Raw genomic sequence first — 13,274 nt, 5'->3', positions numbered from 1 at the left:
TCGGTGATAAGGAAGGGTTCGGCAACGGATTCTGTAACGGATGTAACGGATGTAACGGATGTCAGGCAGAAGGCAGATGCAATTCTACTGTTGAGAGCAATCCGAATTTGAAATGTAAATTTGGTATTTTAACGTGCATAAAATACAGATTCAATACCCTGTACTTCCTCGACTAATTGTTGCCATTCTACTGAATTAATTAGAGAATATGTATCTAAACTATGCCCTTTAGCTGACGAAAAATTGCCAAAATATTCTACCCAGTTTAACAGCGTTTCTGTACTCAAAAAAGGTGTGTACTTCAAAGATTCTTGAAGCCACTTCTGCATTCCGCTTAGATCTTCTTGACAGTAAGCCTGCCAAGCATTCCACACTAAAGAGCTGTAGTGCACCCGGTTTTCTATCTTCGCCATTGACCTCTGCACCTTTTTTTGAGTAACAAATGGATCTGTTTGACGATCGCAAAGTAAAGCTTTTTCGATCGCCTCCATCGACTCTGCCAACATCCGTTCCTCTTTAAACACTTGCTCTGCCCGCTGCTTGCAAGCTTGACCGATTTGATGTCGCAATTCTGGATTCATCGCCCAAGCTTCTACAGTTTCCGCCAATTCCCTCGCGGTTCCCTCTGGATCGGTATTCGGATCGGGCAACAATTTCCCAGTATCGCCAAGCCCTTCAGGAATCCCGCCCACAGCCGTTGCAACTACCGGCAATCCCTTAGCCATCGCTTCCATAACTGCAAGAGAAGGCGCTGCATCTGCCACAGAAGTCAAAATGAATATGTCGCTAGCATCCAGCCAATCTAGGATATCCCAGCGTTGTCCGATCGCCTTCACGCGATCGCTCACGCCTAACTCTTTAATAGTTTCCCTCAATTCTATTTCTACATTATCAGCGCTTCCCTCACCCGTTCCTGCCCACACAAAATACAGTTTAGACCACACAGGAGACTGCTGCAACTGCTTGATTGCTTCAATCTGATATTGATGCCCTTTAATCGATGCCAATCGAGCAGATGTGAAACAGACAATCGCCTCTTCAGGAATTCCTATTTCTTGCCGCAGGCGTTGACGAGCTGCAGCATTAGGATGTGCAAAATATTCAGAAGAACGCCCCAAGTAAATCACTTGTCCTCGCTCTTTTGGCAACTTGAAATGTTGGCACAATAAATTCAAATGTTCGTAAGCGCCAACAATCAAGGCTCTAGCTTGCAGGCAGTGGTAGAGCACTCCTTCTACATAAGGCACTACATCTCCGCAGGCAAAAGTGGCGTGTTCTGGCATAACTAACCCAATCACCATCATGTATGGTATTCCCATTTGCATCACTACCTGTTTAGCTGCAAAATTGGAAAATGGCCAACCATCGCTAAAAATAATCATATCCGGTTGATTGCTAGCAAAAAGCTCTCGTGCATCCTGAGTATTTCTTAACACCCGCTGTAAATCTTTATGCCCGCTAAAATCCAGCCACAAGTGTTCTATACCTAACTCTCGTTCTCGCTCAAGCAAGGGGCTAGAATGTTTGGTTTGCACGCAGGTGACTCGATAGCCTAACAAGGCTAACTCACAGAGAATGGCATGATTGTACTGCGCTAATCCTCCCACGCCCGGATCGTCCGTGTTGTAGAGTAGAATGTGGGCTTGCGCTTTTGAAGGTGTGGGAATAGAACTCTGTTGAGATTGGGGTGGATTAGTCATCACCATCTGAATTATCTCTTGCCATTGGGCTAACTTACTCAGCGAATAAGCGTCAAAATTTTCACCATATTCTTCAGAAGCCATCTGAAAACTTTCCAGCCAATTCAACACTGTTTGTGTGGGCGAAAAAGGCGTATATTGCAATGACTCTTCTAAACACTGGGCCATCTCTGTTAGATGGCCGTCGCGATACATCCGCCATGCCAGCCACTTTAAGCATTGATAGCGTTCTGGGTTTTTTAACTGCCGGATTGACTGGGGCAAATCGGGTCGAGCGAAGAATTTTTTCATCACAATTTCTATATTCTTCATTACGCGAAAACCGATTGACATGAGATTAGAATTGTGCTGGCGATAACAGGTAAGTTTTTCTTCTAACCAAACTGCTTTGCACCCTTTTAAAGCTAAACGCAAGGCAAAGTCTAAATCTTCTGCTAGTGGCAACTGAGAATCGAAACCGGCCAATTTTTCCCACCAGTTTCGGCGCAGCATCATCGCACTGGGTCGCACGCATTTATATAGAATAAAGCTTTCTAAATTTAATTTAGACGCTTGTTGCCAAGGCTTGACAGCAGAAATCTCTCGCCCGGTTTCATCGACGATTACCCAACCTGTTTGCACCATATCTAAGGTGGGGTTAGCGTCAAAGCAAGCTAGTTGTTTCTCTAGCTTGGATGGTAGGAAATAGTCATCGGCATCGAGAAAGGCTAAAAACTCGCCTTGCGCTAGTTGGCAAGCAATATTTCTGGCTGCTGCTACTCCTTGATTTTCCTGGTATATGTAGCGAATTCTGTCACAATAAGGCTGCAATACTTGCTGCGTGCTATCTGTCGAACCGTCATCTACAACTATAATCTCCAAATTAGTAAAAGTTTGACCTAGGGCGCTTTCCACGGCTTGTACGATGTAGCGAGATCCATTATATACAGGTATAATTACGCTTACTTGCGGTGTTTGAGTAGCTGTTGACATTATTTAGCTCGCTGTTAACCTATGATTATATAGTTTAGATTAATTTGGCGGATTTTCATCATTATTCTGTGTTCGGTTGATCTAATTACAAAAACTTGAATTTTGGCAAAGTGTAGCATATAATTTTACATGGAATGACAACTCAAAAGGAAAATAAAAAATGAATTCAGAAACAGTGCAAGTGAATTTCCAGCAGCAGGCAGAAATTTATTTGGCTACAGGGAACTTCGATCGGGCGATCGCACTTTGCCAACAAATTTTGGCATCTGAACCCAATTCAGCAGAGACTTGCAAGACCTTGGGAAAGGCGCTGCAAGCTCAGGGTAAACTAGAAGACGCAAGGTATTGGTATAAAGTTGCGATCGCCCTGCAACCGGATTTTGCCGAAGCTTTTGCTAACCTCGGCACTCTCTGCGCTACTTTGGAACAGTGGCAAGAGGCGATCGCCTGTTACCAAAAAGCCATCTCCCTGCAACCCAACTTTGCAGGATTTTACCGTAATTTGAGCCGGATATTTACCCAAGTCGGTCAAGCTGAAGAAGCAGCAGATTGTTGGTATCAAGCACTCATGGTGGAACCGATAGAGATAGCAGAAGAATATCTCGATTTAGGTAATACTTTGTTGGCGCAAAACAAGCCAGAAAAAGCGCTGACTTGTTACCACCGCACGATTTATTTAAACCCCAGCTTTTGCGAAGCTTACTGCCAATTAGCAGAAGCTGCTAGCGAGCTAAAGCAGTGGGACGAAGCTATTGTTAACTACCGCAAAGCTATTCAACTCCAGCCGGAGATTTCTGATTTTCATTACAAATTAGGCAATGTTTTGCAAGCTAAGGAACTCTGGCGCGAAGCGGAGGCAGCCTACCGAAAAAGTATTGATTTAAATCCCAATTCTTTTTTGTCATACTACAACTTAGGCAGCGTGCTGCTCAATTTAGAAAAATGGCAAGAAGCTGCGATCGCCTACCGCACGGCGGTGGAAATTAACCCGGATTATTCTTGGTCTTACTACAGCATCGGTGTAGCTTGCGATCGATTAGAAGAATGGTCGGAATCCGCCGCAGCTTACCAGCGCGCTACTGAATTAGATCCGAATTTTTTTGCAGCTTTTCACCAGTTAGGAGATGCTCTTGTTAAACTAGAAAAATTGTCGGAAGCTGAGGCTGCATACGAACAGGCGATCGCACTAAATGCGGATTTATTTTGGTCTCATTATAACTTAGCTTTGACTTTAGTTCAACTTCAAAAGTTTGAAGCCGCAACACTCGCTTATCGGCGGGCGATCGCACTCAATCCAGAATTCTCTTGGACTTACCACAATTTAGGAGCAGCGCTGTTAAAAACCCAACAGTGGAAAGCCGCAGCTACCGCTTACCAACGTGCTATTGAACTTAATCCCACTATTTCTTGGTCTTATTACAATTTAGGCGATGCTTTGAGTGGAAATCACGCATGGAACGATGCTGTTTCCGCCTACCTTTGTGCGCTTCAAATCGAGCCGTCCCTCCCGAAAATTTACATAAAATTAGGTGAGGCTCTAACTAAAAGAACTCCGGTAGATTCAGATGTAGCAACTAGCTACTATCACCACGAAATGCAGCCGCTGCACGCTCCTGAATTTTACTGCGAAATAGCCCAAAAGTTTGCTGAGAGCGATCGGCTTAACGAAGCCATAATGTTGTACTTGATGGCATTAGAAATTAGACCCAAAGATCCAGAAATATCCCAAAAATTAGAGGAGATTTTAGAAAAACAGCGTCAAACAGGGGAATCTACTCTATTATTAGAGTTAGAGGCTAAGGATATTCGCGATCGCTACATTGCCAGAGTAGTCAAAGGCAAGACTTTTGCAGAAGTCGGCGGCTTGTGGGGAACTGTCAGCGAAAAAGTATCTGTAGCTAGCAAATACGGTGCAGTTTCTCTGACAATGATTGATGCCATGCCGGCATCCCTCCACTGGTGGCAAGATTTTCACGATCGCATGACAAGTTTAAATATTGCTAATTATCACTGTATCAATCAAGATATCACTCAGATTCAACTTGCAGACATTGGCGAACCTTACGATGTAGTTCACTGTGCAGGAGTTTTGTACCATCACCCCCATCCGTTGCAGATTTTAGTTGCCTTGCGTCAGATAACTCGCGAGCATTTAATTTTCACTTCAGCTATTACCCAAGAAGTTATAGAGAATGAGTTAGGACGCTATGAACTTCCGCCTTCTGGAGTAATGTTTATTCCCGCTTTGGACGACGCTGAACGAGCTATTTTAACAGCTTATTGGCGGCCATACATCAACAACAACGCACTTATAGGGATAACTGAAAAAGCAGTTTTTGACATGGACAATTTTGCGGCGTGCTGGTGGCTACCTACAGCTAATGCTTTAGAAGCTATGTGCGAAGTCGCGGGATTTAAGGTTTTAGATAAAGGATTGACTTGGGACAATAATGCTCTGACTCTGCTGCTGGGGATTTGAGGATTGCTAAACGAACAATAACAGGACTTGCTTGTGCACAAACGGCTAAACACTCGGTTTAGGAGCGGGTTCCTCATTTTCTTTCTCGATATTCCTACTAGAAACCGGGTGTTTTCCGTAAATCCTAAATAAAATAGCTGCCCACATTTTTGTGAAGAAAACAGGAACAGGGAAATAATCAATGAACAATCAGCAACCAGAGACGCCACTAGGAAACATTTTAGTAGTAGACGATACAGCAGAAAACCTGCGTCTGTTGTCTACGATGTTGACTCAGAGAGGATACACCCCCCGCTGCGTGATTAACGGAAAAATGGCTTTGAGAGCGTGCAATTCTAATCCACCAGATTTGATTTTGCTCGACATAATGATGCCGGAAATGAACGGTTACGAAGTTTGTCAGCATTTGAAATTAGAACCTAAAACTCGCGAAATTCCGGTAATTTTTATCAGCGCTAAAGATGAAGTATTTGACAAAGTAAACGCATTTGCTGTGGGAGCTGTTGACTATATCAGCAAGCCATTTCAGTTTGAAGAAGTGCTGGCCCGCATCGAAAGTCACCTCAGCCTGCGGAATTTACAAAAGCAGCTAAAAGAACAAAATATGCTGCTGCAAGAAGAAATTACGAGCCGATTAGCAGTGGAAAAAACTCTTCAGGAGAAAAACCAAATTTTGCAACAAGAAATCAGCACCCGTCGCGCCGTTGAAAAAGCTCTGCAAGAGCAAAATTTGGTACTCCAGCAAGAGATATCCCACCGCCAGCGCGCCGAATCTGCTCTATTAAAATCTAACCAAGAATTGGCGCGTTCAAATGCAGAACTAGAACAATTTGCTTATGTGGCTTCTCATGACTTGCAAGCGCCTTTAGCAACCATTGCTAGTTACGCTCAACTTTTAGAAAAACGCTACAAAGACCAACTCGACAGCCAAGGTAGTAAGTTTATCGGCAATATCGTTCAGGGCTGCACCAGAATGCAAACTTTAATTGACGATTTACTCGAATATTCCCGCGTTGGCAGGAGTCGGAAACCTTTTCAACTGACAGATTGCAATCATGCAGTCGAGCAAGCACTCGCGAACCTGCAAGGGGCGATCCGCGAGACTAAAGCCGTTGTCACCTACAGTGAATTACCCGCGGTAATGGGGGATATTTCTCAACTCGTACAACTATTTCAAAATTTAGTCAGCAATGCGATTAAATATCGCCACGATGCAACGCCTGTGGTTCATATTACCGCTTGCAAACAGGAGGAAAACTGGTTAATTTCTGTCTCAGATAATGGAATTGGGATTGCTCCACAGCATCAAACACGTATCTTTCAAATTTTTCAGCGCTTGCACACTCAAAGAGAATATTCTGGGACTGGTATTGGTTTAGCAATTTGTCAAAAAATTGTGGAACTTCACGGCGGATCTATCTGGGTGGAATCGGAACCGGAGCAAGGTTCAATTTTTTACTTTACTCTCGCTTAATTGAGGTATAGTTTCGCCAATGTATAAGCTATAATCTTGGCAAAATTAATCACTTTCTCTATCCTTAAAATGTGTTACATCGAATATATAATGTAGAAGTCAAAAAAAACAATAGGGGGAGATAAAAACATTAAATAATTGTTGGTAAGGAGTGTGAGTATCGGGGTGGGGATATGGGCTACAGTTGCATTCATTGTTTTAATTGGTATAAATGGCAATTTAGAATAAAACTTCTTTTCCGTTGACAGTCTAGTTGGTGCGTGATATAATTTTACTTATTAAACATATTATTTGTAAAGATTGCTTACCCTCCCCGAATCTGACGATCGATGTATGTGTACGTGGAATTGAATGACTGCCCGGAAAATAAAAGGTAAAATTCCAGTTATTTTAATATTTTCTTGATTAACAAATATTATGAAAGCAGTTTTTAACTTAGCTTTGCCTCCTATCTGCTTTAAAGTTCTGTTAGTAGAAGACAACCCTCATGAAGCTGAGCTGATTGAAGATTTGCTGTCAGAAATAGGCGGCGCGCAGCGTATAGTGCTGACGAAAGTAGAGCGCCTCAGCGAAGCGCAGCAGCGATTGAATCAAGAAACTTTTGACATAATTTTATTAGACCTTTCATTGCCAGATAGTCGGGGAATCGAGACGGTTGCTCGGGTACAAGAGTACGGGGTAAATGTGCCGATCGTAGTTCTGACCGCCCAAAACGACGAAGAACTTGCCCTGCGGTTGATTTCTGTCGGCGTACAGGATTATTTGGTAAAAAGAAAAATCGACAGCGAACTGTTAATTCGATCGCTCCGCTACGCCATAGAACGCCAAAACAGTCAAGATGCTTTGCGAAAAAGTGAAGAAAAATATCGCTCGGTGGTGGAAAATTCCCTGATCGGCATTGCCATCATCGCTCCAATTATTGACAGCGAAATTCCTCTAAATTGCCACTGGATAGAAGTTAACGATGCCCTGTGCAATTTGCTGGGCTATGAGCGCTACGAACTCGTGCAAAATAATTGGCTAGAGTTGACTCATCCAGAAGATTTGGAGGCTAATTGTGAAAATTTTTCTCAGATGTTAGCAGGTAGGAGCGACGGTTACATCTTAGACAAAAGGTTGCTCAGAAAAAATGGCGAAATAGTTCACACGCGAGTTTCCCTGCGCTGCATCCGCCGCCTGGACAGGTCTATCGACCGGATAATAGAAGTAGTGTTGGACGTGAGCGATCGCTACCGCTACGAAGCCAAACTGAGAGCATCAGAAGAATTTTTAAACCACACCATAAATGCTACGCCAGACCCAATTTTTGTCAAAGACGAGCAACACCGCTGGATGATATTAAATGATGCTTTTTGTCAGTTGGTCGGCAAATCGCGGCAAGAACTGCTCGGCAAATCAGATTATGACTTTTTCCCCCCATCAGAAGCTGCTGTTTTTTGGACAAAAGATGAAGAAGTATTGACAACGGGTATCTGCTTGGAAACCGAAGAAAGCTTCACAGACTCTGCCGGAAAAGAACACATAATTTCTACCAAAAAAAGCGTCTTCCAAATAGCAGACGGCAGTAAAGTAATAGTGGGTACAATTAGAGATTTTACCGAATACAGACAGCAACAAAAAGCCCTGGAACAAAGCGAAGCTCGCTTTCAAAAATTGGTAGCTAACCTGCCGGGAATAATTTATCAATTACGAATGTCAGCAACTGGAAAAATGTCTTTCCCTTACATTTCTTCAGGCAGTAGCCAACTCTACGAATTAGAGGCAGAAGCAATAGAGCAAAATGCGGAACTGATTTCCAATGGAATTCACCCAGACGACCTCTTAGATTTAAAAGCATCAATGGCAATTTCAGCCACTACGCTGGAACCTTGGCAGCAGCAGTGGCGACAGACTTTGCCATCTGGAAAAGTTAAGTGGCTGCAAGGAGCTGCGAGACCAGAAAGGCTCACTAATGAAAGCAAATCTGGCAGCGAAGGCGATATTCTCTGGGACGGTTTAGTGATGGATATCACTGAATTAAAGCAGGCACAAACAGAGCGCGATCGTTTTTTCACTATCTCCTTAGACTTGCTTTGTATTGTAGGTTTTGATGGTCGTTTTAAACGTTTAAACCCAGCTTGGTCAACAGCTTTAGGGTACAGTATTAGTGAATTGTTTGCCAAGCCAATGATCGATTTTGTTCATCCAGACGATCGAAAAGTCACTGCTGCCGAAGGAGCAAAACTAATAGCGGGTACGTCCAGTATATCCTTTGAAAACCGCTACATCTGCAAAGACGGTTCTTACAAATACTTCCTGTGGACGGCATCGCCATTTAGCGAAGAAGGTTTAATCTACTCAGTCGGTCACGACATTACCTCTCGTAAACAAGCAGAGTCCCAACTCCAGCGACAAGCAGTAGCAATGGCCGCTGCTTATGACGGCATCGCTATTTTTAATAATAATAAAGAATGTATTTATTCCAACGAAGCTTATCTCAAAATGTACGGCTTGGCTAGCCCTAGCGAAATGTATGGGAAGAAATGGAAAATGCTCTACAGCAAAGCAGAAAATATATTTTTTGAATTACAAATAATGCCGATGCTTCTGCAAAAAGGGTACTGCAATATAGAAGCAATCGGTCAGCGCAGTGACGGTACTAAGTTTCCTCAAGAATTGTCGCTGACAATGCTTGTCGGTGGCGAAATTATTTCTATAGTCCGCGATATAACTAATAGAAAACAGGTAGAATCAGCCCTGCGATCGAGCCAGCGCCGCTACCAAACTTTAGCAGAAGCATCGCCAGTTTGCATATTTCACACTGACACATTTGGAAATTGTCTTTATGTGAATCAACGGTGGAGCGAAATTACGGGATTAAACGCAGAATTAGCAGCAGAAATTGGCTGGATGAATGCCATACATCCCGATGATGTGGATCGGGTAAAAAATGAATGGCATAGCTCAATTATTGATACAATTCCTTTTAAATCAGAATACCGATTTCAGCGTCCAGACGGTCGGGTAATTTGGGTGATCGGTCAGGCAATTGCAGAAATCGGAGACAAGCAGGAAATTAAAGGCTATATCGGCACTATTACTGATATTAGCGATCGCAAACAAGCAGAATTAGATTTGCTGCGAGTTACTCAAGCGGTGGAAAGCACCAGCGATGCGATCGGCATTGCTGACTTAACAGGGCGATCGCTCTACCACAATCAAGCCTTTGTTCAACAGTACGGCTACACAGCAGAAGAACTAAACACAGCAGGCGGATTAACAGCAATTTATCCTCAAACTAAAGTGCTGCTAGAAATGTTTAAAACGCTCCGTAAAGGCAAATCTTGGCAAGGCGAACTCAAAATCAACACTAAAAACAACGAACTGGTAACAACTTTATTTCGCGCCGACGGCATTAAAGATGAAACTGGTCATTTAATCGGGTTAGTGGGAGTAATTACCGACATCACCGAACGCAAACAAGCGGAGATGGCACTGCAGCAGCAATTAAGGCGAGAACGGCTAGTAGTTGCTATGCTCGATCGCATTCGCTCCTCCCTAAATTTAGAAGAAGTCCTGACAACTGCTGTCAAACAAGTGCGGCAATTTTTGCAAACAGACCGCACAGTTATTTACCGCTTTAATCCCGACTGGAGCGGCTTTGTTGTTGTGGAATCCGTGGCAAAAGATAGAATTTCGCTGCTAAATTTTAACAATATTGATGGCTGTTTTAAAGAGAAATTTGTTGAAGTTTATCAGCAAGGCGGTATTAGATCAATGGAAGATATTTACCGGGAAAATTTGACGGAATGCCACATGAAATTTCTCGAAAAAATTGAAGTAAAAGCTAACTTAATAGTACCAATTTTAAAAGCACGAGAAAGCATTTCCCAGACCCAACCGACGGCAGAAAATCAGCTCTGGGGACTGCTGATAGCCCAGGATTGCAGGGGCCCCCGTCCCTGGGATTCCTCAGAAATAGAATCTCTCCGGCAATTGTGCGTGCAATTGGCGATCGCGATTCAGCAATCGACGCTATTTCAACAAGCACAAACGGAAATTGTCGATCGCAAACTTGCAGAATCTGCCCTCCAACAAGCTGCATTAGCTGCTGAAAGCGCCAACCGCGCCAAAAGCGAATTTCTGGCCAATATGAGCCACGAACTACGCACGCCTTTAAACGGCGTTTTAGGTTACGCTCAAATCCTCAAAACCGACAAAGACTTAAGCTCAGATCAGCAAGAAAGTCTCAGCAATATTCAACAGTGCGGTCAACACCTGCTGATGTTAATCGACGATGTTTTAGATCTTTCCAAAATTGAAGCTAGAAAAATGGAACTCTACCCGGAAGAGTTGAATTTTCTAAATTTCACGAAAAACATTGCAGATCTCTTTCAGATGCGAGCTTCGCAAAAAGAAATTTTATTCCATTACGAACAAGTCTCTCCCCTCCCTAGCTGCGTTCGTGTAGATCCAAAAAGATTGCGCCAAATTCTCATAAATTTACTCAGCAATGCGGTTAAGTTTACTAACAGCGGCGGTGTGACTTTTAAAGTCGGCTATGTCGGCACAGAGGCCTGGAGTCGAGGGCAAGGAGACAATTATGAGTTCTCGACTTTGAGCTCGGAACTAAAACAAAATTATATGCGCTTTTCCCACAATCCGATCGCAGCCAAACACGCTTTAAAAATCCGCTTTCAAGTCGAGGATACCGGCACGGGAATAGAGCAAAGCAAGTTAGAAGAAATATTTTTGCCATTCCACCAAGTAGGAGGCAATACATTTGTTGAAGGTACAGGTCTCGGACTCTCGATTAGCCAGAAATTAGCGAAACTAATGGGTGCCGAAATTCGCGTCCACAGCACTTTGGGAAAAGGCAGCACTTTTTGGGTAGATTTAGAATTGCCAGCAGCTAAACGGTACTTGGAGGTGTCTCCTTTGCAGGAAAAACGCTGGCTGGTCGGTTTTATCGGCAACAAGCGGAAGGTGTTAATAGTGGATGACAATCAACAGAATCGCGATTTGTTGTCCAGGCTGCTGCGACGTTTAGGATTTGATGTGGCAGAAGCCCAAAACGGCCAAGAATGCCTCTACAAAACAGTTGAATTTCAACCGGATGTCATTTTAATGGACTTGCGGATGCCTGTAATGGATGGCTTAGAAACGGCAAGAAGACTGCGGCAGTTGCCGGAAGTAAAAGATGTTGTGTTAATCGCTATGTCAGCTAGCGTTTTCGAGGCTACGCAGCAAGATAGCATCCTCGCAGGGTACGATGCTTTTCTTCCCAAACCGATCGAAGCAAATCACTTTTTGGAACAGTTGCGCCTGCGTTTGGGACTAGAATGGATTTATGGGGAATCTTCGGAAAACAAAAAGCGCAAACCTCCCAGTTTGTCACCAGCCTCTGATTTTCCTGCTTATTCTTCTCTGTTACCTGCGGCTTCTGAGTCGGTAGTAAAACTTTTGAAACTCGCAGCTATGGGCGACATTGAAGAAATTTTTGATGAGAGTGCTAAGCTGGAGAGTTTAGAACCTAATTTAATGCCGTTTGTCTCGAAGCTGCGCCAACTTGCTAAGGGATTTCAGCTCAAACAAATTCGGAATATTTTAAAGCAATATATCGATGGTCAGTAGGCAGTAGTCAATCGATTGCGCGATTTTAGATTTTAGATTTTAGATTAAAGAATTGAAGTATTGACTTGCGCGAGATAAATTCGGCGGCTCCTTTATCGGATACAGGTTTTTTATTTCTGGACGGATGAATCACGTGGCGGGTATCCTGGATGCTTTCGGTCAGTAGTCAGTGGTCAGTGGTCAGTAGTTATATCATGTGCGATCGCTCGATCGGACACGATCTCACTCTAATAGCCAACCAAATAATTCTCCTACTGTCAGTTGCAATTCCATGGCAAAAGATGGCACGGGCAATAACTGTTCCGGTTCGTCAAACACCTCCGTTGATTGAGTCGGCCGATATACAAAAACCGATCGCTCCTCTGGATCGATTAACCAACCGATTTGAGTTCCATGTTTGAGACAATATAAAATATTTTTAGTAACTTTAGTTTGGCTTTGGTCGGGGGAGAGGATTTCAATTGTCCAATCCGGGGCGATCGCAAACACATTTGCCACACCACCATTTTCTTTACGGGGAATGCGTTCCCAAGTGAATACAGTCATTCGATTTTAGATTTTAGATTTTAGATTTTGGATTGACTTGCGCGAGATTAATTCGGGGGACGCAAGGATTTTAGATACTTCGACTTCGCGAGCGCACAAGTTTGAGATTTTGGATTGACTTGCGCGAGATAAATCACGTGGCGGGTACCACATGAAGAAATTCGCTTGTCACGTCGGGAACGATCGCTCGACCGCCAAAAATGCACCGTAGTTCTGGAAATGCTCGCGCCACCTTTTGAGGTTTGAGAGTAGCATTAGCAGCGCTTGTCAACTCGCCTTGAATGACACTATGTTGGCCTTGAGGCATCGGTTTTTGAATGATTTCACCGTCAATGTACTCGCTGGCTGGTTGAGTTTCTGGCAACTTCAGAAACTCTTGGAGTGTCAAAGATTTTGGCAGGGTTTCTACCATCCAATTTTACCTATAAAATAGAGTTTCATCTGCTATTTTACCCAAAAGTCCCGGACTCGTGCGATCGGCGCTCCACTC

General features: G+C 43.5%; 4 protein-coding genes and 2 pseudogenes. 3 read left to right on the top strand and 3 right to left on the bottom strand.

Annotated features, from left to right (window positions below):
- Positions 1-128 precede the first annotated feature (128 nt).
- Positions 129-2,672 carry a glycosyltransferase gene (locus QUB39_RS13005; RefSeq protein ID WP_333207671.1) on the bottom strand — a complete coding sequence of 848 codons (2,544 nt, stop codon included), beginning with the start codon at positions 2,670-2,672 and terminating at the stop codon, positions 129-131.
- Positions 2,673-2,832: 160 nt separating this feature from the next.
- On the opposite strand from QUB39_RS13005, the gene QUB39_RS13000 reads away from it, so the two are divergent.
- The 3 genes from QUB39_RS13000 (at position 2,833) to QUB39_RS12990 (ending at position 12,238) form a co-directional block, all read left to right on the top strand.
- A complete protein-coding gene (locus QUB39_RS13000; protein ID WP_333207672.1) occupies positions 2,833-5,151 on the top strand; it encodes a tetratricopeptide repeat protein in 2,319 nt (772 codons plus the stop codon).
- 181 nt (positions 5,152-5,332) lie between these two features.
- Positions 5,333-6,625: an ATP-binding protein gene (locus QUB39_RS12995; RefSeq protein ID WP_333055688.1), complete on the top strand. Its 1,293-nt coding sequence runs from the start codon at positions 5,333-5,335 to the stop codon at positions 6,623-6,625.
- A gap of 417 nt (positions 6,626-7,042) precedes the next feature.
- Positions 7,043-12,238: a PAS domain S-box protein gene (locus QUB39_RS12990; RefSeq protein ID WP_333207673.1), complete on the top strand. Its 5,196-nt coding sequence runs from the start codon at positions 7,043-7,045 to the stop codon at positions 12,236-12,238.
- A 222-nt stretch (positions 12,239-12,460) separates the two neighbouring features.
- On the opposite strand, the pseudogene QUB39_RS12985 reads toward QUB39_RS12990, so the two are convergent.
- A pseudogene (locus QUB39_RS12985) lies at positions 12,461-12,784 on the bottom strand (Uma2 family endonuclease); the annotation flags it as partial.
- Between the two features lie 169 nt (positions 12,785-12,953).
- Positions 12,954-13,196 (bottom strand): annotated as a pseudogene (locus QUB39_RS12980) (Uma2 family endonuclease); the annotation flags it as partial.
- Between the last annotated feature and the right edge of the window lie 78 nt (positions 13,197-13,274).

It is taken from the genome of Microcoleus sp. AT8-B5 (genome assembly GCF_036705565.1).
Taxonomy (GTDB): domain Bacteria; phylum Cyanobacteriota; class Cyanobacteriia; order Cyanobacteriales; family Microcoleaceae; genus Microcoleus.
Note: the sequence above shows the minus strand (reverse complement) of the source record. Positions and strands in the feature narration are given on the sequence as shown.

Excerpts from the sequence above, each read along its gene's own strand:
- QUB39_RS13000 (WP_333207672.1), top strand. The coding sequence starts at position 2,833 with ATGAATTCAGAAACAGTGCAAGTGAATTTCCAGCAGCAGGCAGAAATT.
- QUB39_RS13005 (WP_333207671.1), bottom strand. The coding sequence starts at position 2,672 with ATGTCAACAGCTACTCAAACACCGCAAGTAAGCGTAATTATACCTGTA.
- QUB39_RS12990 (WP_333207673.1), top strand. The coding sequence starts at position 7,043 with ATGAAAGCAGTTTTTAACTTAGCTTTGCCTCCTATCTGCTTTAAAGTT.
- QUB39_RS12995 (WP_333055688.1), top strand. The coding sequence starts at position 5,333 with ATGAACAATCAGCAACCAGAGACGCCACTAGGAAACATTTTAGTAGTA.